Raw genomic sequence first — 19,670 nt, 5'->3', positions numbered from 1 at the left:
CCATGATCAATTTCAACGATGCCGAAATCGCGGCGCTGCAATCCGGCGTGCAGAACATCGCCGCGTTCTTCAGGCTCGATACCGACCCGGTAGTGCGGCTTTGGCTTGGCTTCGGCAATATCCGCGCGGCCAGCAATGTGTTCGATCCAGACGGCGCGGAATATGTCGGGTTCGGTGAGCTGCGCGACCTGCCGTCATTCAACCAGATCATGAACGGCGCGGCGCAGCGGGTCGAGTTCACGCTGTCGGGCGTTTCGGGCGAGGTGTTGCAGATCGCCGCCAACCAGGACGCCGACGAGGTCAAGGGCAAGCGGGTCGCGGTCGGCTTCGGCATCCTGTCCGGTGCGTGGCAGCTGCTCGGTCCGCCGCGCTGGCTGGCGACCTATCGCGCCGACCGGTTGTCGATCGACCAGCCGCCGGTCACCGATCCGCAGGCGTCGATCGTGCGGACCGTCACGCTGTCATGCGGATCGCTGCTGACGTCGCGGCGGCGGCCGAATTTTTCCTATTTCTCCGACCGCGACCAGCAGGCGCGCTCGCCCGGCGACGCGTTCTGCGAATTCACGGCGCGCTATGCCAACAACTTCAACAAGAAATGGCCGACATTCCCAGGTTGAAAAACTATCTCTCGTCGCTTGCCGGCCGGCGCTGGCAGCCGGGCGCGCTCGACTGCGGCGTGTTCATGGCCGATTGGGTGATGGCCGTTCGCGGCGTCGATCCGATCGCCGACGTGCGTGGCACCTATTCGAGCGAACGCGAGTTCCGCCGGATCCTGCGCCGCGAGGGCGGATTTGCCAGATCGTGCGCCAGGCGACTTGCGGCCGTCGGCTATGCGCCGACGCCGGCGCCGGCGGGCGGCGATATCGCCGTCGTGATGGCGCCGTATGCGGTTCGGCAGGGCCGGATCCTGCGCCGGCCGACCGGCGCGATCTGCGTTTCGGATCGCCTGCTGGCGGTGATCACGTCAGATCTTGGCATCGTCATTGCCGATCAGGATCGGCTGCCGCTGCTGGAGGCTTATCACCATGGCTGAAGCGGTAGGCCTTCTGATCATCAACGCCGTGGCGGCCGCCGGCGTCACTGGTCCGGCCGGCTTCGCCCTGGCGTCGACGACCGTTGTCGGCGTCGGGCTAACGACGATCGTCGGCAGTGCCGCGATCATCGGCGCGTCGATCGGGCTGCAATACGCGCTCAACGGCACGCCGGGGGCACCTCGGCCGGAGGATGGTTCGCAGGCAATCCGGCAGTCGATCCCGGCGCGGCAGCGCGGCTACGGCATTAACAGGCTCGCCGGCGCCTATATGTATTTCGAGGCCTCGGATTCCGGCGGGCCTCCCGCACAGTCCTATGACGTGATCGCGTTTCATTCCGGCAAGATCGATTCGCTGCTCGGCATGTATTTGAGCGACGATTCGATATCGACGATTCCTTCTGTTCTAAATGGCGGTTTGTCTGCCGGCGAAGTGCAAGGGCTATCGGATGGCTCTTATCAGATACCCTCCGGCGGCACAGGACACCCCGTGTTGATACAGATTCGGCTCGGGGACGCATCGCAAACGGCAATGTCGAGCATTGTGGGATGGGACAGCACACACCGCGGGGACGGCATTGCCTATGCCGGCATCATCTGTGCCGGCATCGGCGATCCATCGGAGCATAGCCGCATTTACCCACGAGGCCGTCCCGAATTGTCGGTGGTGGCGAACTGTTCGCCGATCTGGGATCCGCGCGACGGCGCGCAGAGTTTTGGCGATCCTTCGACGTGGGTGACGAAATCAAACCCGGTGCTCGAGCTGATCGATTACGTCACGCGCGAGGATGGCGGCATGGGGCAGGATCTCGACATTGTGTTTCCGCCGGACGTGCTGGCGCAATGGATGGTCGAGGCCGATCTGTGCGACGCGCTGGTCGAGGGCGCGCCGCGCTACGTCTCCGACGGCTGGTTTCGCTATGACACCTCGCCGGAGGACGTGATCAATTCGATCCTGTCGACCTGCGACGGCTGGCTGGCCGAGGCCGGCGACGGCACGCTGTCGCTGACGGTCGGGGTCTATCGCGAGCCGACCGAGCCGCCGCTGACCGAGCATGATATCGTCGGCGTCAGCCTGCACTGTGGCCAGGCTGATGAGCAGATCATTAACGTGCTCAATGTCAGTTTCACCGATCCGGCGCAGAAATTCGTCAGCGCCGCGCTCGATGACGTGCGCGACGAAATATCGATTTCCGAACTCGGCGCCGAGCGGCCGAAGCCGCTTTCGCTGACCTGGGTGCAGTCGGAAGCGCAGGCCGAGCGGCTGGCCGGCCGGGCGCTGCAGCGGCTCAACCCGCGCCGATCGGGCACGTTCACCACCAAACTGATCGGCCTGCGATACTTCGGCAAGCGCTGGGTCAAGGTGCAGTATCCGTTCCTCGCCGATCTCGAGGATTGCGTGGTCGAGATCCAGCCGTCGCCAACGATCGACCTTTTGACGGGCACCGTGCTGTTCTCCTGGATCCTGGTTGATCCCGCCGCTTTGGCGGAAATCTAAAAGCTTAAAAAGGAAGCGATCCCATGACTACTCCTGCGGGCGCCGATGTCTGGCGGCTCTACAATGTCGACGGCGTTCCGGCCAGCGGTCCGCATCGTCCGGTCAAGGCCGACGTCATCGCGTGGGCGGCTTCTCTCGAGGGTGAGGTTTCCGACGCCATGGCCGACGCCGCGGCGGCGGTGCTGGCCGCCGCGGCCGTAGCTCCGATCCCGAACGGGTTGATTTTGGCCGCAATGCCAAAGACGGCCACGGTCACGCTGACGCTTGGGAGTCCTGGAACCATCAATTGGACCGGCCACGGCCTGCCGGCTTACACGCCGCTCTTTCTGACCACTACAGGCGCGCTGCTGACCGGCCTGACGGCGGGGTCAATCGTTTATGTTACGGCGGGCGCGTCGCTGCAGACGAATTCGTTTCGGGTATCAAGCAGCATCGCAAACGCGATCGCTGGAACGTCGATCAATTTTACCGGCACGCAGTCCGGCACGCATACCGCATGGGCCAACTATTCGATTCCGTATCCCTACAAGGGGCATCGGCTCACCAGCATAATCAGCATTGCAGACAATGTCGGGCTGGTGGATAGCGTCGACAAAGTTTGGAATGTTATCGTGCTGCCGGCGGGAAACTGGCGCTGCTTGTGCCAGTCGGGCGTCATTCATAATACTGGAACAACGCCGGTGATCTCGCACATGCATTCAGACTTTGGGATCGGGACGACGAGCATCCAGACGTCGCCGGCCGGTGGTGCGACGACTGCGATGCATCTGACGAGCAATGATCCGAACGGCTGGATTTTCCCGAATATGGAGCGGGTTTTCAACCTGCCGAGTGGCGGTAACCTCAACGCGGTCATGCAAACGAATTTCACGGGCGGTGCCGGCGCTCTGCTTTGCTATGGCACGCTGGTTGCGGAATTATTCTAGAGGTCGCGACCGCGCGCCTGATCAGAAAAAGCTAATTCGTCCGGCGACCTCGCCGTAGCCAATCACCGTCAATGCAAGCGCGGTCAGGCAGCCAACCCAAAACAGCCAGCGCTTGCAGCCTTCGACTGCCTCTTCATGAGTCGGTTCGGGCTCGTCTGGATCTGGCGGCGTCTCTGCTGAAGACATGGCAGCGTTTTAGCACTGCAACTGTGCAGCGATCAACGTAAGATCGCGAGCGTAACCCGATATATATCAACGGTTGAGACAATTGGACTCAAACCATTGGAGAAATCCCCATGGCGCCGATTCCCTATGTCGGGAAGTGCTTCCCCACGGCTGCGCTGTTCCTCGATTACCTCGACGGCATCAAGTTCGGCGCCTGGCGTCCCCGTTTTGTCACCATGCACCATACCGGTGGCCCGAGCCTTGCCACCTGGAAGACCTACGCCCACGGCACCCGCAAGGTGCCGATCACGGATGCCGCGTGGATGAAGAACCTCTCCAGCTACTACGGCAACGAAATGGGCTGGAGCGCCGGCCCGCACTTCTTCTTTACGCCGGATAATTTCTGCGTGCTGTCGCTCCCCGAGAAGCGCGGCGTGCACGCCGTCTCCTTCAACGCCAATTCGTGGGGCGTCGAATGCGTCGGCAACTTCGACAGCGAGGCGTTCACGCCGGATCTCGCCGACCGCTACGCCGAGGGGATGGCCTGCCTGCATCTTTCGCTCGGCATCAGTCCTGACGGCTACGCCTTCAAGACCAGCGGGCTGCACTTCCATCGCGACGATCCGAAGACCACCAAAACCTGCCCGGGCCGCAAGGTCGACAAATTGAAGATGGTCGACCTGATCCGGCAGGCGATGGCGCGGCTGTCGGATAGCGGCGCGCACGAGGACGACGATCCGCCGCCGGCGGTGACGCCGAAGCCGGGTCGCATCGGCATCGTCAACGTCTCGGTCGATGACTTTCTCAACGTCCGCGACGAGCCCAGCGGCAAGTCGCCGGTGACCCGCGTGCTTCACAAGGGCGACACGGTGATGATCATCGGAGACACCAGGAACGGCGATACGCTCTGGTTCAAGATCGCCGGCGACGACTATGTCGCGGCGCGGTTTATCCAGGTGGCGTCGTGATCGTTCTTGCAAGCGTCGCGACACTGGCCGCGCTGGGATGGTCGTTCGTGGTGCTCTGGGCCAACGCCATGCGGTCGTCGCCTGGCAAGTTCCAAGGCGCCGGTCTGATCGCCGCCGCTTGGATCGGCACCGTCATTATGTGGCTGGCTTGGTGGTTCAGCTGAAGTAAACCGCCGCGCGACGGCATCGCGTAAACCCTCCCCAAACCCCAAAGGTAAAACCATGATGCGCTATGCTCGCGCGGCAATCGCTGCCGCGTATCTTTCCGTCGTCGCCGCCCCGATCGTGCCGGTGATGTTCCTCGCTCTCGCGGTCGCCCCGATCGCCGACGTCGCGATCGTTCATGCGGTTGCGTTCGCAGCCGACAGCGCCCCCGAAACGGTGGCGCAGGCCACCTCCGAGGCCAACAAGGTGGTGTGGGCCTGGGGTGCCACGGTCTCGGAGATCGCCTCCGCCGTCGCGTGGGTGCTGGTATCGCTGGCCATGGTGATGCTGCGCAAGCTGCCGGCAAACCTGGTTGCGATCTTCGGCAATGCCCGGGTCGAGCTGTTGATCGACAACGCAATCAACTACGGCCTTAATGCGGTTGCCGGCGCGGTCAAGGACAAGAAGCTCGAGGTCGATGTCGGCAACCAGGTGCTGCGCGAGGCGCTGCAGTATGCGATCGACAACGCGCCGGGCTGGCTCCAGTCCTGGGCCGGCGGGCCCGAGCAGATCGCCAAGAAGATCTGGGCCAAGCTCAACCTCGGCGACGGCGCGGACGCGGCCGTGCTCCCGGCCGTGGTCGACAGCGTCAAGCCAAGCTGATGCTGGCCTGGCTTGCGAGGAGCGGCCTGCTGGCGGTGCTCGCGCCGCTCCTCGAGGTATTCCTCAAGTCGCTCGGCGCGACCCTCAACGCCAGCCAGGCCGCCAAACGCGCCGAGCAGAACGCGCAGGATCTCGGGGAAGCCAAGGCCCATGTCGAGCAAGGCAACGTCACGATCTCGTCTCAAAAGGCTCAGCTCGAGGCGCAGGCCAACGCGCCGCGATCGGTCGAGGACGCCATCCGCAAGCTGGAAGGGGACGGCGAGGTATGACGCTTCACTGCACCGGCTTTGCCTTCTTCGTGGTGCAGATGACCTGCACGGACCTGACACCGCCCCCCGCCGTCGTGTGCCCGCCGGTCCGGACGTGGACGCGCGAATTCCGCAACAAGGTCGCGGCCGAAATGCGCGCCGCACCCAGTTCGGCGCTGGCAGAAGTTGCCGTGCAATCCATTGGCGATCGCGCTGTTGCGCGTGCGTGCGCCCAAGCAAAAAGGCGCTGACGCAAAAATGGCGGTTACCCTGGATCTGACGATCAGCATCGGCACCATCCTGCAGACGGCGGTGATCGCCGGCGGCGGCGTGGCGGCCATTGTCACCCTGCGCAACACGGTCAAAACCCTGAAGGACCAGCTGAAGGCGGACGGCGAGGACAACAAGGAGGAATTCAAAGCGATTCGCGAGCAGACCGGTGCGCAGTTTGCCGGCGTGCAGAGCGAACTGAAGAAGATGAGCGAGATCCTGATCAAGCAGGCGCTGGTCGAGGAACGCATCCTCAACCTCGACCGCCGCGTCACCTCGCAGGGCCGCCAGATCGACGAGCTGCGGCGGGGCGAAGGCTTCATCCGCAGCCATCGCTCGGCGGTCGACGGCGAATACGGCGCGTAACGCTCCCCAAGATCCCAAAGGAAAGCTTCCCCATGCTGACGGCCATCATGCTGCTGACCGCGGGCATCCTGCTCGCGCTCGGCGCGACGCTCTGTGCGCTCGCGAAGTCCGGCCCGCAGGAAACGCTCGGCGGGGTGATCGTCATGCTCGGCGTGCTGTCCGGGCTGCTCGCCGGCCTCACCTGGTTGGCCGGGATATGAGCGAACAGAAGATGCGCTTCAACGGCTGGCTGGCGCTGATCATCGTCTCGCTGATCCTTCTGGCGATGGCGCTGCTGATCCATGTCAAACCGGCGCGCGCCTACGATCATCACCGGCCCGAACTCGACGGCTGGTTCAAGGGCCTCACCAGCCGTGCCGGCGCGGCATGCTGCGACGGCACCGACGCCACCCCGCTCGACGACGTTGAACTGGGAAAGCCGCGACGGCCGCTACCGCGTGCGTATCAACGGCGAATGGATCGACGTGCCGGAAAGCGCGGTGATCGAACCGACGCAGGGCTACATGGGGCTGACGATCCGCTTATGCCGGGGCGATGACGTGAGCGGCCTCACCCGAAGCGACGACATCGAGCGCGAACTGTTCCGCAAATACTCGATCGCGCTGAAGCTGTGGTCCCGTCGCTTCAACACGGCGGAGATTGCCGCCCACCTGAAGGAGCCGGAGCATATCGTTTGCCGGTGGATCTGGCACTGGCGTGAACTGAGCCGGATTCCAGTTGGGACTGCGACGTGAGACGACGGCGCGGAATGCCTGTCCCCTGGTACATTGACAGACTCCTCGAGGCCTGCCCACCGGTCATCCTGGTGCTGCTGGCGCTTTGTTTGATCTCACTCGCGGGGTGCGGCGAGCGGGCCTCGACCTACGATCCCGACAAGGGCCGATGGGTGGACACCGAGGGATACCGCCGGGACCAAACCAACCGCGAAATCGACCTGGCGGCAGCTGCGCCTGCAGAGCCGCCTGCCGCCGCGCAGAACCGTTTCAAACGGGAAGCTTAGTCACAATCACCGCTATCACCGCCATAGCCAATAGCGCCGCCGCAAACCAAAGCCACTGCTGGGATGCCTTAGGCTCCAGTTCGTTCATTTCTTGCCTTCTACAAGCGGGCGGCCGGGTCGGGGAGCCTGAAATACAAGTTGGCTGCTCTCTCTTCTTGACAATCTTGCCTTCGCTCGATCAGGCCTGCCTCTGCCATCTCACTCAGCGTTTTTTTGATACTCGCGAGGGACCACATGCCGAGCTGCTGCCAGAGCAAGCGGGATGAGACCGCATTCTCCTCTCCGATTGGAACAATCTTAAGAAGGTCGTCCTTTGTAGGCATTCCGAGCTGATCATCCAAAAAATGGCGATGGTTGGCTGCGAGGGACCACCAGTGGAACTCAAATGAGGCCACATCGCTGCCTGGCCAGCTTTCTGTGAAAAAATACTTGAGCCTAGCCGTTAGGGCAACCGCGGCCACGCAGCTAACGCCCCAAGAAACAAATAGCACCAAAACCCGGTGAGGTAACTCAGCCAAGCCGCCTTGCCCAACGGCATCAGCCGCGCCTCTCCCCATCAACTTCAGCCTTTCACAAGCGGTCTTTAGATTGGCGAACGCATCTTCTGGAGCCCAGCGTCCGTTAGCCTGATTGCCGTGCGATGACTCTCACCGCGCACCTCAAAGACGAGCAATCCGGCTCAACTTCGCCAGGTTGCCTGCGACGACGTGCCTCGCACGATCCCGGCTAGGTACCGGCGAGATCCATTGACGAACTAAGCATTGCAGCGCGATCATTTAGTTTTCTGCATTGATTTCGATGTTTCGCGTAGGTGTCGATGCGCAATCATTTCAGGAAGCTACAGCGTTGCATAAGCGTTTTGGGAGTTTTCAGCGGACTGCGCTGGTGCGTGATCCGTGGAAGCAACGGTAGCAGGTTTCTTCCTAAGACCATGAGACTGGCGCGTGTGCCAAGCTCCGGGCATTCAGTGCTTATGAGATTAGGTGGTAGCAGCGATCCTGAGGTGTTCGATGCGATTTTCATCGAACAAATCCTGTCCGAAATTGCCTCTCGAACGCAGTCCGCTCGAGTGATCGTCGATTTGGGAGCGAACGTCGGATACTCAAGCGTCTTTTTCTTAAATGCCTTTCCCGACGCTTTCGTGTTGGCTGTCGAACCTGATCCGAATAACGCCTATATCTGCGCTCAAAATCTTGCTGCATATGGTCCTCGCGCTCGGATAGTTGAAGCGGCCATATGGGATCGCTCAACCCGTTTATCGCTTTCTCGTGGAGCTTTTCGCGATGGTCGGGAATGGGCAACTCAGGTCGCTCCTACGAGCGACCTTGAAAATGCTGACGTCGAGGCGATCGATATGCCGACCGTTCTCAAGATGTGCCCCAAACCGATCATCGATATCTTGAAGATCGACATCGAAGGTGCCGAGGCGACGCTTTTTAATATGGATGCTAAACGTTGGTTGAAGTTCGTTCGCAACTTCTGTGTCGAGATACATTCTGCGGAAGCGGAGTCGAAGGTGCTGAAAGCTCTGCAAGACTTCGATTTTCAATATATCCAATGCGGCGAGTACAACGTTTATCTCGATCTCAGGTTAAAGGAAAACCCGGCGGCGCACACGGTTCATTGAGCATGAGCGGTGGCGCGGCGGTCATCGCGGCCAGCGAAAGCCCCGCCTTAGGAGGGACGGAGCTTTCTGATGGGCTTGCGAGGGCTTGGGGGACCTCAACTATATGGCTTGCCGGGCTGGAGAAGGTTCAAAGCCTCAAGCGATTACATCCGCGCCGGCGGCGGTGAATTGTTCGAAAGTCCCGCTGTCATGAATTTCCACCAGCCTCGTTCAATGGCGAGCTTTTCGCCGGCGCTGTGCTCCGCGAGCGTGCCTTTGTCGCGGAACAGGAAGGGCCATTGAGCTTCTCGATATAGATCCAGCCCATCCTGAATGGGTTCGAAGGCGTGGGCGTGCTCCAGAAGACGACGGGCAGCCGTTTCAGAAAGGTCGCGCGGCAGTCATTTTCAAAGCTGAGTTCTCATGTTTTCCAATGGCGGGTGAATCGCTCGGCAGCAGCAGCTCTGTCATGCCAGTTTGGCACGACGTGCACAGAACCTTTGATGCCGGCTCCCTACAGACGAGGCCGCGGCCAATCTGCGACCAGGATAAGTCTTGAGGCAGGGTGTCTAACCGGCCGCCGCCGCGGCGATCTACGACAAGGCGCGGCTTACCTACGGACAGCAGGCGATCATTTCCTACCAAGTGGCGCTGAGCTATTTCCGGCTGCACGGGATGGCGTAGACTTCACCGGATGTCTCGAACAAGGCCCGCCGGTTCACGCTGGCGGGCCTTCTGTTGTGGTTTGAGGTCCTAGTAGCGACGATAGAACCTTGGATGGTCCTGATACCGCCCCCTGTATCGTCCGTAGGCGCCGTATCCGCGGTATTGTCGCCCGGCTTGATACTGAGGAGGAATGACGCCGTTGGGATAGCAACGTCCATGGATGTCGATGTCATAACCGTGGCTGCACCACCCACGACGAACCTGGTGCACCAAACTATTGGTGTCGCCCGCGGGAGCTGCGCCAAGTTGAGCAGCGAGGGCTGCAGCAGCGATTGTGACTATCATTTGGAGCCTCCATGCCTGCCGATTGTAACTTCCCTGACAGGTTGAAGTTCCCGACGGTCCCTTTGTCACGTCCAGTTTGTGCCAACCCGCCCGAACGTTTCAAAAGGATACGCCGCCGGGCTCGAAATGAGTTGTCCCGGCGGCGCCCTGTCTCAGACTGAACCTGAAATCTCAGTCATTGGGTAATTAGCAACACCCGTGCCACCTGCGTCCGCCTCCATGCGGTTGGAATTGTGCAGCCGTTAACATTCTCCGTTCGGAGAACTACGGGGGGCAGCCAACCGACGCCGGAACAAATGCTCCCAACCGGCATTTTTCTGCGGCAATGCCGAGATACTTTTTCAACGTCCATGACGTCGAACCAAGCACTGATGACGTGGGCGAGGAGTTCCCCGACGATGAAGCGGCGTGGAAAGCGGCTACCCTTTTTGCCGGGGATCTGTTCAGGGACATCGACGGCAAGTTCCGGCCCGGCCAGGAGTGGAGCATCGAAGTAACGGATGAGGCAAGCCGGCCGCTCTTTCACATCTTCATAAGTTCAAAGAAAAGGCAGCAGTAAGGCCGCTCCCGTGTACGAACGGTCCGTTAACCGTGTCAGAACTGGTCCATCACCCGGGCGAACGCCGGGTGCTGTCGGTTCTTCACCTTGACCCAGTCGCAGGTGCGGGCCCGGTACCGCCGCCCCTCGTGCTTTGACACGATGCCCTCGAGCCGCATGCGACAGGCGGCGGTGAAGAGGTCCGGCCCGATCTCGCCGCGCTCGAAGGGCGCCATGAAGATTCCCTGTACGCGGCGGCGTAGCAGCTTTTCCAGCCGGCCCTTGCGATCGAGCAGGGGCACGTCGCGCAGATCCTCCCCGCCGATCGATACCAGGTCGAACGCGTAAAGCTGCGCTTCGTCATTGTGCTTGTTCGAATGCAGGGCGTTGAAATCGGAGATGCCCTGGACGTCGAGCACGCAGATCTCGCCGTCGATGATGAACTGGCTCTGCCGGATCTTCAGCGCGGTCTCGACGATCCACGGAAAGCGCCAGGCCCAGTCGAGGCCGCTTTTCGACAGCAGCTTGACGTCACGGCCGTCGCGGACGATGCGCCCGCGGTAGCCGTCGTATTTGACCTCGTGAATCCATTCGTCGCCGGTCGGAACGGCCTTGGCGTTGACCGGCTTGCAATACTCAAACTTCAACATGAGCGGGGATTGACTGACCCTCAACTGTCCAGACGCGGCGGAATTGCTTCCAGAAGGGGAACGATCGCCTGCAATTCGTCGTGGAGCAGTTCGATCTCGGCCAGTTCGGATGCGGTGAGCGATCGGTCTTTGTCATAGCGATAATGGTCGCCAGCGCGCACAATCGAGCCGTTCCGGACCAGCTGATCCAGGGCGGGGTCAATAAATTCCCGCGGCAATTCGAGCATGAAGGCAATCTCGTCGGCGGTCATCGGCGGATTGCCATCCCTCTCCGCCACGCAGATCGCGGACAGGATCAGCGGCGACACGGCGAAACTGGCGCCCATCAGAACAACGCCAGCTGCTGGCCGATCTTGCGCCCGGTCTGGCCTTCGATGAAATCCCGCATGGCCTCCGAGACCTCGCGGCCTTCGGCGGCGATGTGCTGCTCGAGCGCGTTGGCGACATCTTCGGAGGCGTCGCGCGACCAGCCCTCGACGGGATTGAAGGCCACGATCCGCAGCACCTGGTCGTATTGCCCGGTCAGCAGGTCGTCGATCAGGGTGGTGTAGGTAATGCCCTCATCGGTTTCCCGGAATGCGGCGCCGGCTCTGAAATTCTCAAGGACCAGATAAAAATCTTTGTCCAAACGGTCATTTGGAACAATTGACGGTGAACTCATATGCAACTCCCAACGTCCCGAGTCCAAAATAGGGCGGGAAAAGTTGGAAAGCGAATCAGTTAGCGATGCAATTTTGCGGCCGTGTCAACCGGATTCGCGGGCAACCATTTAAGAGCTTGTGCCCGGGCTCGAACCCCGGCGGCTCGCCGTCGTCTCAGGCGGCCTCAGTTTCTCTGCGGCGCAGGAATCGTGTCGATCTCAACAAGTTGCGAATCGCGAACAACGACGGCGCCGCCTGTCTCTTCGGCGATCATCCTGCCCACGGCCAACGCGGCCTCATCATCGGCCACGTCGAGCGCGACAAAGCCGGGTCGGTTCACAAAGGTGAGGATATGCTTGAATTTATCCATGCGACTAGTTGTCGGCATGGTTGGACAAGCCAGTTGGCGGCTGTAGGCCGGGCGATGTGAGCCAGTCGTTGATGTGACTGGCCGTCTCGCATTGTCGGGCGCGCCGCAGGTATAGTTCCTTTTGCGGGCCGTGCGGGAGCTTGTCCGCCTCTTCTCTGAAGCGCTTGGCTTCCTCTGCAAGCCGATCCTGGAACGATGTGGATTGTTTGAAACGACGCCGGGTGATGGTCATGGCGCGCTCCTTTCGCTAGAGGAAGGCGGGAGCGCTACCGGCGTTCTCATCACCGATGACTGCCGAGGACCGAGCGGTGATAGAAGTTAACGTAGGTTGATGCGAAATTGTTTCCCCAACAAATGTTAAGTTTACAGACTCACGTTTGGCGGTGGAACAAGCGAAAGTACTGGCCTCAGCGGGCGTCGGCGCGCGTGATCATCGGCGGGGCCAGCTCGAAGCCGTCACCGGGCGCCCGCAGCCCGAGATGTTATCCGATAGAAAACGCGACCCGGTTTGGAACATCTGTGCGGCGATTGCGTTTGCTGCGCGGTTGTCTCACAGCGACCGTTCCGCTCCCGGGCCTCAGCTCACCGCTTCCACGGTGGGCTGAGGCTTGTTCCGCAGGGCAGGCTGGCATGTATCTGGCTTTGATGGCCATGTTGATGATCGTGCTGGCGATCGGGGTCGTCGTCCTTGCCATCGGGATCGTGCCGACTGAGCGAACCTAGCCCAGACGCAGCTGCGGTTTCGCGGGTCAGCCCGGCTGGAATCCGTCCGGCATCCGCGGCAGCTCGCCATCTTCCGGCCAGTTGCAGCGCGGGCAGGGCGCGCCGGCAGCACCGCAACTGCAGGCGTGCGGACCATCCCACGGCTGGTCCTGATGATCCTCGCATACCCAGCCGGTGCCGTCGCATCCCGGGCAGGCGTGTTCCAGCCGGTCGCGCTCGGCGCGCGCCAGGGCCCGGGCCTTTTCCAGCGCCTCGTCCCGGCTGTCGTGCAGCGTGATCGCCCGGCGGCCGGCATTCTCATCCCAGTAAAAGTGCCGATTCCCGCCCGGCCAGACGACCTCGAAGCTGCCGGTGTCGGGGATGCCTTCCGGAGCGTGGGGAATGATGCGGACGGGGTCGTCTTGGGACATGGCCGGTATATAGGTCGCAACGGTCCGCAAGCGGAGTCTGGGGCTTTTTCTGGGACTCACCGTCCGCTAGCGCAACACAAGGTGACCTTTGATCCCCTTGCGTTCGCCTTCCGGACCGGTGCTGAGCGGCCTTGTTCCCGCGCCTTTTCTCAATGTTTTCAATGAACGTAGGCGGGTAGACGTGGCGCGCTCGGAGAGATTCGAACTCCCGACCCTCGGAATCGAAAGACGTGGGTCACGATGCGATTTTTACTCAGTGCATCAAAGGCTTGAAGATGGTGCGTCGGGGTACTCTGGGGCTGGGCATGGGGCTTTTTGCCGTCGCGCAATCCCGCTCGTGTTCTGCGTCGGCAGCATCGCCTTGATCAGAGAGGCCTCCAGGCTCCTCATCTCGCTTTCCGAGGCTGCAATATAGTAGGCGTTGTCGAACGGTCGGCTGCCGTTCCGATGCTGCCTAACGCGCCTGGGCATGTTCTTGCTAGATCCGATGTAGACGACCTTGCCTTTGAGCAACAGCAGATAGACCCCAACGAGCGGAGGGTCTGACCGCTCGGTGACACCATTCACCCCCATCGTGGTTTTGTGCTTCGCATGCCATGCGTCGAACTCGGGCAGCAGGTGATCCTCGGCCCGCGCTATGGCGGTATCTAAGACAGTGCCAAGGCTCTCATTGCGAACCGGACAACCGGCCTTGCGGGCCTTGCTCGGCACGATGAAGTAATATCGCCATCCGTCGCCAAGGGGCTCGCGTATGACATGCCGCGGAAGGATCGCAGCCAGCTTCAGTGACTCATTGCGGCGCTCGACCAACCCGATCTGCGCGATTTCAAAGGCTTCCGCATCGGCCAGTTTGAGGCACTTGGTCGATCCAGAATAGCGGTGGCCTTCTCGACGGAAGTCATACTGATAGTAGGGCGAGTTCCGGACCTTGAAAACGCTCATTCGCCAGTCACCTTTTTTGGTTGATCGGGCTTTGCAGGCTTTGATTGTTCGACGGCCTCCATCCCAGCCCGCAGGTCCGCCATAGTAGTGTCGGTGTAGAACTTCGCGGTGGTCCGGATCTCGGTGTGCCTGAGCAGCTGCTGTACGAGCCGCAGGTTGCCCGTGGTGCGCAGCGCGCGCTGGCCTGTCGTGTGGCGGGTGTCGTGCAGCCGCGCATCCACGCCCGCCTTGGACCACTTCCTGCGCCGGTTGGTGCCGATGCCGAAATAGGTCATCGGGTAGCGTTGGCCCTTGACGAAGTCGCGCTTGGTCTTCGGGCAGCGCCTGGTGCGCTGGGCCACGAAGGTGAAGACGTGCATCTTGTCGTGCCCGCGCAGGCCCCAGAGGATGTGATAGGCCCGCTTCGTGAGCGGCAGGATCGCCGGCACGCCGCCCTTGCCGATGATGCTGATGGTGGCCTTGTCGAAATCGACCTGCGGCCAGGTGAGCAGCAGTTCCTTCCGCCGCAGGCCCATGATCTCGGCGAACTCGCGCAGCCCGGCATACTCAAGGCTTTCGATCCCGTCGAGCGCGGCATCTTCCGCGGCCGTGATCTCGCGCACCGGCCGCTTCCGCTCGGCGAGGAAGTGCTCTTTCCAGTTCGGCTCGACCAGGATCGCGACCGACCAGGCCTTGCGCGCCCGGTTCATAACGCGGCGGAGCAGGCTGGGTACGGTCTTGTTGACCGTGCGCGCGGAGAGGGGGCGGTAGAGCTGCGTGCCCTTTGCATCGCGGCCGGCGCGCATGACGCACTTCCTGCGGGCTTCCACGGCCCGGGAAACCATGTCGTCGTTGACGGTGTGCAGGGCCACCTGATGGCCGATCTGATCCTTCAGCCAGTCCAGCGCGCGCTTGAGGTCGGGATCGCTGCCGTGGCTGCCAACCTGGTCCCACCAGCGATCGCAGGCGGCGCCGAACGTCATCGGCTTGCGGCCGGCGGCGAGCGCCTGCTTTACGAGGACGGCGGCCTCTGCCCGGCGGGCCTTCTCGTCTTCGCGGGCCTCACGTTCATTCGTGCACCGCGTGGACCCGTAAAAGCGATGACCTTGGAGCTGGAAATCGAACTGGAAGTAGGGCGATCCCTTGACGCGGAATACTGACATGCTGGCCCCGTGCGGCGGTAGAACTCGGCAACGTCGGCCAACGTACAGACATAGTGCCGGCGCTCAAGCCCGGTTCCCTTGATATGCACGGGCAGATTATCGGCCTCCCGGTGCCGGTCCAGCGTCTTCCTGTCCATTTCCAGGACCTTAGCGAGATGCGGCATCGTCAGATGCGGGTGTCCCTCGAAGGCGGCTAGGACGTGGGGGGGGACGTCCTCGATGCCTGATGCGGAAAGGTTGGTCATTTGGTACCGTTCGCCTTCAGCCAATCAATGTAGGCAAGAAGCACTGGCGCTTTGTTGAACCATTCTCCACGGACCCGCAGGGCGGCAAAACGGTCATGAAGCTGCTGCTCTATCCGTTCGTCGCCGCGGATCGTGTGAAGCAATCGGAGTTGAAACGGTGTCGCGGCCTGCAGGTCGGCCATTCTTGAAGGCGGAAAGGCTGAAAAACCGATCTTGCAAAAACACTCGCACTCAATGAAGTACACCTCCGAGCCGTAAACGTTACGGTCGAAAAGCAGTGGATCGATTTTGGCCGCTGCCTCATCCAGATGATCCTTCCACCAGCCGTCTTTCAAACGAGCGGGCAACAGCTTTCCGCGAACCATTGCCGAGAAGGCCGGAACTGTGAGGCGGCAGTATGCCGCCGCCTGGTCGCGGTTGAAGAATGTTTCCTCGATCACGGGATATCGCTGCAGCCAAAACCGGCGCGCATCGAATGGTATCACGTTCGATGTAATCTTCGACTGAATCATCGCTCAACCTTCTGGCAGTTGATCAGCAGCTCGGCCGGCTCCGCCTCGGCCAGCTTGATGTCCTCAAGGCCGAACTCGACCAGCAGCCGCACCTGGGCGCGAAAGCTGGTCCGGGTCCGAACGGCCATCTCGCGGATCTCGGCAAAAGTCTCCGGATCGAAAGCACAGACCACCTGGACCTCGCCGGTCGGCGTGGCGACGCCGCGGGCGGCCTGCCTTCGCAGATTGCCGGGCCTGCCGCGCTCGCCAATGCGGCCGCTTCTCTTCGGCTTGCCGCTCATTGTGAGGAGCCTCCGCCGTCCTCCGGCTTGATCGACGGGCGCGGGGGGTGCGCCCGCCGCGGCGGTGAAGCCGGTGATGCCGCCGTGTTTGGAACGGCCACGGAGGACGGCGGAGCGGTGCGTTCTGAAATCGCCACCATGACCACGGCGCGCATCGCGACCAGGTCGCCGCGGACCGCATAGAGGCGGACGCATGTCTGCAGGGCAATAATGCCGAGCGATGCCCAGAATTCCTGTTCGTTTCGGTTGTGCTGCGCGTGCCTGGCGACGCGATGGTCCTGCCCGCAACAGGGCAACGCCCATCGGTCCTCAGGCTTCTTCTGTAGCCCGGAGGCCTTGCCGTAGGCGGCGCTGGCAAATCTGACGTGGGCCGCTTCGCCACAAGGGTCCAGTCCGCACATCAGGCATGGGCATTCCCTGACCATCCGCAGGTAGTCGGGATCGAGATCCCGCCCGGTCACTTCGAGGCGCGTCCGGGGCTGGACTTGTCCGCGCTTGAGAAGCGAGCCGGGCGGGGCCACCGCGCTGATACGCTGTACTACTGCGGTGGAAGAATGAGTTCGATCGGAGATCATCGCCGCGACATCTCGCGGCCGACCAGCTCCTGCATCGCCAGCGCGCGGACGTCATCCAGCAGCATCAGGATGTCCGCCGATGCGTAGCCTTCGTGCATCAGCCAGCGGATCGCGTCGCGCTCGTCGCCGGCGCAGCCGGATTGCTCCAGGCTGCGAGCCATGCTTTCGGTCAGCTGCTGGCGATAGGTCGCTGGCTTCACCACGATCGGTCCTTTCAGCCATCGGAATTCGGCGGGCATCATGACGCGGTCTCCTGCGCCTTGTGAATGGCGCGAAGGGTGCCGATCGAAAGGCTCTTCTCTTCGGGATCGAATTCGCACGGGGCAAACTCGTCATCCTTGTAGTATTTGAACATGATGCGAACTGCGGCGGCCGAGACGACCGGGAAGACGACGTCATTCGCACTGTCGGCGCTGCCGGTGCGCAGCGCGATCTGCACCTGTCTCGCGCCCTTGAGCAGGCGCCGCAGATCGCCGACGGTGCGCCCGTATTCCAGCCGCGCTTCGCGGGCCCGGCTCGCGGCTTCCCATTTTGCGCGCATCTCGTCGGTCACAGCAGTTGCGAGCATTAGGCCCATGCGTTCCTCCCCGGAAACGGCAGCGCGTCTTCCCGTCCGCTCAGCCGCTTGCGGGCCCGCGCGGCGGTGATGATGGCGTCCTCGAGGTCGGCGCGCTCGGCCGCCGTAAAGCGCGCGCGATCGATGATCGGGGTGTAAAGGCGGTGCTGATGGGCGATCTTCTGCGGCAGCGTCACCACCAGGAAGCGGCCGCGGTCGGTGCGGTCGATCGAGATCAGTGCCTTCGGCAGCCAGACGGCGCCGACCGGGTCACCATCATCGGAAACCTCAATCTCGGTCGCGCTTTCGCCGTGCCGGAACAGCATCAGGCAGGTGACGTGGCCGGCAAACGACGACAGCGGCCGGCGGGCGAAGGATCGCGAGCGGGCCGGAAAAGCGACGATGGAGGAGGTTGAACGGGCAGAGGTACGCATGACGATGATTCCCCGTGATTGATCTCACGGGAAACATCTTAGTTCGCGCTTTGCGAACCTGTCAACAGAAAGTTCGCAATATGCGAATTACCGGTTCGCAGATTTTTTGCGCTTTGCTGGCGTCTTCTGGGCCGGGGCCGCCTTGGTGTCGGCCTTGATACTTGGCTTGGGGCCTAGTTTTACCGCGATCTCATAGCCTGGCTGGCCGATATCTCCATAAAGCAGCCAGTCCAGCGAGATGCCGAACCGCTCGCGGATTCTCTTCGCTTTTTCAGCTGGTAATGGGCGCTCGCCGGTTTCGTATCCATTGAGCGTGTTTTTTGCGATATTGAGCTCGCCGGCCAATTGGACCTGGTTCATGCCCCGGGACTCGCGAAATGCGATCAACCGGCGGCCAACATCCACATCACTATCCATGGTGGATATTCGAACACGCGACTCGCGAAATGTCGTTTCGCAAGTTGCGTAGTCTTGACAGGTTCGCGAAATGCGAACTATTTCTTGGTGCATGACAAGTGATTCGGATTGGACATGGGGCTCGGTCATTGACGCCATCGGCGGCACCAAGGGTGTTGCCGAGGGGCTCGGAGAGTCTGCATCCACGGTCAGCGGCTGGCGATCACGGCCCGGCGGCATCCCGGGAAAGCATTGGGCGGCCGTCGTCAAGCTGGCAGGTGAAGCCGGCAAAAATGAAATCACTCTTGAAATCTTGGCTGAGGTCGCGGCGCGTCGACAGGCAAACAGTTTCGATGAGGCCCGGACATGACGCGGCCTCGGAAAGCAAACCACTATTCCCATTGTTCTTATACCCCCAACAGAGGGGCGACCGCCCGCCGCCGGACGCCGGTTGAGGGGACAGTGTATGACAACCATTTCGGGTTTGTGAACCTAATTCGATCTGCACCTTTCGGCTGCGGCGTTGCGCCTCTGTTTCGAATTGGGACTCGCTATGCGAGTCAATGCAACGCAATTCAACCGATGCGTGATGCGCGCCGAGATACGCCGCAGTATTGCGCAGCTTCGTTTCCAGTTCGATCGACAGTGTTGTGGCGTGGGGAAGTTCATTCATGGGAACAATTTCGAATCAGCGGCGGCAGCGGCCAAGCCGGAACATCGGAACAACTGTTCATCCGCGTCGCGAAAATCTTTCTAGGTTCGGTCTCGTCGTCTGGGCGCTCTGGCCCGATGATCCGGTTGCCGGCCTCGCGCAGCGTGCGAAATGCACGAAGCGCCACGCGAGTTTTCTCATCGACGGCAAGCGCAAGCCGAATGCCAAGGCCATGTACGCGCTCCATGGCGCGATCCTTGGCGACTGAATGCCCGAGTGGCACCTGGCAAGGCTCGTCTAGTTTAGGATGTTGGCATGGGGTACGAAGACCCGATCAAAAAACGTGCGCGCCAGCGCGCTTACTATCACAGAAACATTGCGAGAGAGTCGGCGCGGAGTATGGCGAAGAACCGACTCCTTGTTGGCGCAGTAAAGAGCCTTCTGCTCGATCACTTGAGCACGCATCCCTGCGTGGACTGTGGCGAGGCCGACCCGATTGTTCTCGAATTCGACCACAGAAACCCAAAGCTCAAGTTGTTCACAATGGCGGAGGCGCGGCGTGGCAGGAAGACGCTGGGTCGAGTTCGCGCCGAGATGGCCAAATGCGAGGTTCGGTGTGCGAATTGCCATCGCCGACGCACAATGCGTCAAGCCGCGACCGGAGAGGTACGGTTTGGGGTTGCCATCAGGAAAATCTGAATACCCAGA

General features: G+C 61.6%; 33 protein-coding genes. 17 read left to right on the top strand and 16 right to left on the bottom strand.

Going from position 1 to position 19,670, the window contains the following annotated elements:
* Positions 1–2: 2 nt before the first annotated feature.
* Genes VED21_RS11850 through VED21_RS11835 form a run of 4 tightly spaced genes read left to right on the top strand, consistent with a single transcriptional unit; the run spans position 3 to position 3,454 of the window.
* Positions 3–617, top strand: a complete 615-nt coding sequence (locus VED21_RS11850; protein WP_324882564.1) for a hypothetical protein — start codon at positions 3–5, stop codon at positions 615–617.
* Positions 596–1,033: a DUF6950 family protein gene (locus VED21_RS11845; RefSeq protein ID WP_324882563.1), complete on the top strand. Its 438-nt coding sequence runs from the start codon at positions 596–598 to the stop codon at positions 1,031–1,033. Before VED21_RS11850 ends, VED21_RS11845 begins: the two co-directional genes overlap by 22 nt.
* On the top strand, positions 1,026–2,528 hold the full coding sequence (locus tag VED21_RS11840; protein ID WP_324882562.1) for a hypothetical protein: 1,503 nt from the start codon (positions 1,026–1,028) through the stop codon (positions 2,526–2,528). Before VED21_RS11845 ends, VED21_RS11840 begins: the two co-directional genes overlap by 8 nt.
* 23 nt (positions 2,529–2,551) lie before the next feature.
* Positions 2,552–3,454, top strand: a complete 903-nt coding sequence (locus tag VED21_RS11835) for a hypothetical protein (protein WP_324882561.1) — start codon at positions 2,552–2,554, stop codon at positions 3,452–3,454.
* A 21-nt stretch (positions 3,455–3,475) separates the two neighbouring features.
* Here the strand turns inward: VED21_RS11835 and VED21_RS11830 are convergent, their stop codons facing one another.
* Positions 3,476–3,640 carry a hypothetical protein gene (locus tag VED21_RS11830; RefSeq protein ID WP_324882560.1) on the bottom strand — a complete coding sequence of 55 codons (165 nt, stop codon included), beginning with the start codon at positions 3,638–3,640 and terminating at the stop codon, positions 3,476–3,478.
* A 110-nt stretch (positions 3,641–3,750) separates the two neighbouring features.
* Here VED21_RS11830 and VED21_RS11825 point away from each other — a divergent pair, with 110 nt between their 5' ends.
* From VED21_RS11825 to VED21_RS11775, 11 genes are all read left to right on the top strand, one after another.
* Positions 3,751–4,587: an N-acetylmuramoyl-L-alanine amidase gene (locus VED21_RS11825; protein WP_324882559.1), complete on the top strand. Its 837-nt coding sequence runs from the start codon at positions 3,751–3,753 to the stop codon at positions 4,585–4,587.
* The gene (locus tag VED21_RS11820; protein WP_324882558.1) at positions 4,584–4,751 is read left to right on the top strand and encodes a hypothetical protein; all 168 of its coding nucleotides are present in this window, start codon (positions 4,584–4,586) and stop codon (positions 4,749–4,751) included. Before VED21_RS11825 ends, VED21_RS11820 begins: the two co-directional genes overlap by 4 nt.
* 58 nt (positions 4,752–4,809) lie before the next feature.
* Positions 4,810–5,394, top strand: coding sequence for a hypothetical protein (locus VED21_RS11815; RefSeq protein WP_324882557.1), 585 nt, complete (start codon positions 4,810–4,812; stop codon positions 5,392–5,394).
* Complete coding sequence (locus tag VED21_RS11810) at positions 5,394–5,663, top strand: hypothetical protein (RefSeq protein WP_324882556.1); 270 nt, start codon at positions 5,394–5,396, stop codon at positions 5,661–5,663. The genes VED21_RS11815 and VED21_RS11810 overlap by 1 nt, the downstream gene beginning before the upstream one ends.
* Positions 5,660–5,893: a hypothetical protein gene (locus tag VED21_RS11805; protein WP_324882555.1), complete on the top strand. Its 234-nt coding sequence runs from the start codon at positions 5,660–5,662 to the stop codon at positions 5,891–5,893. The genes VED21_RS11810 and VED21_RS11805 overlap by 4 nt, the downstream gene beginning before the upstream one ends.
* Positions 5,844–6,278: a hypothetical protein gene (locus tag VED21_RS11800; RefSeq protein WP_324882554.1), complete on the top strand. Its 435-nt coding sequence runs from the start codon at positions 5,844–5,846 to the stop codon at positions 6,276–6,278. Before VED21_RS11805 ends, VED21_RS11800 begins: the two co-directional genes overlap by 50 nt.
* Before the next feature lie 32 nt (positions 6,279–6,310).
* A complete protein-coding gene (locus VED21_RS11795) occupies positions 6,311–6,478 on the top strand; it encodes a hypothetical protein (RefSeq protein WP_324882553.1) in 168 nt (55 codons plus the stop codon).
* Positions 6,475–6,816, top strand: coding sequence for a hypothetical protein (locus tag VED21_RS11790; RefSeq protein WP_324882552.1), 342 nt, complete (start codon positions 6,475–6,477; stop codon positions 6,814–6,816). Before VED21_RS11795 ends, VED21_RS11790 begins: the two co-directional genes overlap by 4 nt.
* A gap of 1 nt (position 6,817) precedes the next feature.
* Entirely contained in the window at positions 6,818–7,012 is a 195-nt protein-coding gene (locus tag VED21_RS11785; RefSeq protein ID WP_324882551.1) for a hypothetical protein, read from the top strand.
* Positions 7,013–8,209: 1,197 nt separating this feature from the next.
* Entirely contained in the window at positions 8,210–8,905 is a 696-nt protein-coding gene (locus VED21_RS11780; RefSeq protein ID WP_324882550.1) for an FkbM family methyltransferase, read from the top strand.
* A gap of 1,315 nt (positions 8,906–10,220) precedes the next feature.
* Positions 10,221–10,454 carry a DUF6894 family protein gene (locus VED21_RS11775; protein ID WP_414638189.1) on the top strand — a complete coding sequence of 78 codons (234 nt, stop codon included), beginning with the start codon at positions 10,221–10,223 and terminating at the stop codon, positions 10,452–10,454.
* Between the two features lie 35 nt (positions 10,455–10,489).
* Here VED21_RS11775 and VED21_RS11770 read toward each other — a convergent pair whose 3' ends face one another.
* The 15 genes from VED21_RS11770 to VED21_RS11700 all read right to left on the bottom strand — a co-directional run bounded on the left by VED21_RS11770 (position 10,490) and on the right by VED21_RS11700 (position 18,331).
* Positions 10,490–11,083 carry an RNA ligase family protein gene (locus tag VED21_RS11770; protein WP_324882548.1) on the bottom strand — a complete coding sequence of 198 codons (594 nt, stop codon included), beginning with the start codon at positions 11,081–11,083 and terminating at the stop codon, positions 10,490–10,492.
* A 20-nt stretch (positions 11,084–11,103) separates the two neighbouring features.
* Positions 11,104–11,409: a hypothetical protein gene (locus VED21_RS11765; RefSeq protein ID WP_324882547.1), complete on the bottom strand. Its 306-nt coding sequence runs from the start codon at positions 11,407–11,409 to the stop codon at positions 11,104–11,106.
* Positions 11,409–11,744: a hypothetical protein gene (locus VED21_RS11760; protein WP_324882546.1), complete on the bottom strand. Its 336-nt coding sequence runs from the start codon at positions 11,742–11,744 to the stop codon at positions 11,409–11,411. The genes VED21_RS11765 and VED21_RS11760 overlap by 1 nt, the downstream gene beginning before the upstream one ends.
* A gap of 164 nt (positions 11,745–11,908) precedes the next feature.
* Positions 11,909–12,094: a hypothetical protein gene (locus tag VED21_RS11755; RefSeq protein WP_324882545.1), complete on the bottom strand. Its 186-nt coding sequence runs from the start codon at positions 12,092–12,094 to the stop codon at positions 11,909–11,911.
* A gap of 4 nt (positions 12,095–12,098) precedes the next feature.
* Positions 12,099–12,326: a hypothetical protein gene (locus tag VED21_RS11750; protein WP_324882544.1), complete on the bottom strand. Its 228-nt coding sequence runs from the start codon at positions 12,324–12,326 to the stop codon at positions 12,099–12,101.
* Between the two features lie 517 nt (positions 12,327–12,843).
* Positions 12,844–13,227 (bottom strand): hypothetical protein, encoded by a 384-nt coding sequence (locus VED21_RS11745; RefSeq protein WP_324882543.1) that lies wholly within the window; start codon positions 13,225–13,227, stop codon positions 12,844–12,846.
* A gap of 261 nt (positions 13,228–13,488) precedes the next feature.
* Entirely contained in the window at positions 13,489–14,169 is a 681-nt protein-coding gene (locus tag VED21_RS11740; protein ID WP_324882542.1) for a GIY-YIG nuclease family protein, read from the bottom strand.
* Positions 14,166–15,311, bottom strand: a complete 1,146-nt coding sequence (locus tag VED21_RS11735) for a tyrosine-type recombinase/integrase (RefSeq protein ID WP_324882541.1) — start codon at positions 15,309–15,311, stop codon at positions 14,166–14,168. Before VED21_RS11735 ends, VED21_RS11740 begins: the two co-directional genes overlap by 4 nt.
* A gap of 241 nt (positions 15,312–15,552) precedes the next feature.
* Positions 15,553–16,068 (bottom strand): GIY-YIG nuclease family protein, encoded by a 516-nt coding sequence (locus tag VED21_RS11730; protein ID WP_324882540.1) that lies wholly within the window; start codon positions 16,066–16,068, stop codon positions 15,553–15,555.
* On the bottom strand, positions 16,065–16,349 hold the full coding sequence (locus tag VED21_RS11725) for a hypothetical protein (protein WP_324882539.1): 285 nt from the start codon (positions 16,347–16,349) through the stop codon (positions 16,065–16,067). The genes VED21_RS11730 and VED21_RS11725 overlap by 4 nt, the downstream gene beginning before the upstream one ends.
* Positions 16,346–16,924: a hypothetical protein gene (locus VED21_RS11720; protein WP_324882538.1), complete on the bottom strand. Its 579-nt coding sequence runs from the start codon at positions 16,922–16,924 to the stop codon at positions 16,346–16,348. The genes VED21_RS11725 and VED21_RS11720 overlap by 4 nt, the downstream gene beginning before the upstream one ends.
* Positions 16,921–17,166: a hypothetical protein gene (locus VED21_RS11715; RefSeq protein WP_324882537.1), complete on the bottom strand. Its 246-nt coding sequence runs from the start codon at positions 17,164–17,166 to the stop codon at positions 16,921–16,923. The genes VED21_RS11720 and VED21_RS11715 overlap by 4 nt, the downstream gene beginning before the upstream one ends.
* Positions 17,163–17,501, bottom strand: coding sequence for a hypothetical protein (locus VED21_RS11710; protein WP_324882536.1), 339 nt, complete (start codon positions 17,499–17,501; stop codon positions 17,163–17,165). The genes VED21_RS11715 and VED21_RS11710 overlap by 4 nt, the downstream gene beginning before the upstream one ends.
* Positions 17,492–17,914 (bottom strand): hypothetical protein, encoded by a 423-nt coding sequence (locus VED21_RS11705; protein ID WP_324882535.1) that lies wholly within the window; start codon positions 17,912–17,914, stop codon positions 17,492–17,494. The genes VED21_RS11710 and VED21_RS11705 overlap by 10 nt, the downstream gene beginning before the upstream one ends.
* An 87-nt stretch (positions 17,915–18,001) precedes the next feature.
* Entirely contained in the window at positions 18,002–18,331 is a 330-nt protein-coding gene (locus tag VED21_RS11700; RefSeq protein ID WP_324882534.1) for a helix-turn-helix transcriptional regulator, read from the bottom strand.
* Positions 18,332–18,401: 70 nt separating this feature from the next.
* Here VED21_RS11700 and VED21_RS38965 point away from each other — a divergent pair, with 70 nt between their 5' ends.
* Together VED21_RS38965 and VED21_RS11690 are read left to right on the top strand one after the other, a co-directional pair.
* Entirely contained in the window at positions 18,402–18,680 is a 279-nt protein-coding gene (locus VED21_RS38965) for a carph-isopro domain-containing protein (RefSeq protein WP_414638188.1), read from the top strand.
* A 301-nt stretch (positions 18,681–18,981) separates the two neighbouring features.
* The gene (locus VED21_RS11690; protein WP_324882532.1) at positions 18,982–19,230 is read left to right on the top strand and encodes a hypothetical protein; all 249 of its coding nucleotides are present in this window, start codon (positions 18,982–18,984) and stop codon (positions 19,228–19,230) included.
* Positions 19,231–19,670: the final 440 nt, after the last annotated feature.

This window comes from Azospirillum sp. (genome assembly GCF_035627195.1).
GTDB lineage: Bacteria > Pseudomonadota > Alphaproteobacteria > Azospirillales > Azospirillaceae > Azospirillum.
The sequence above is the reverse complement of the archived record's forward strand: the minus strand, read 5'-3'. Positions and strand labels throughout refer to the sequence as shown.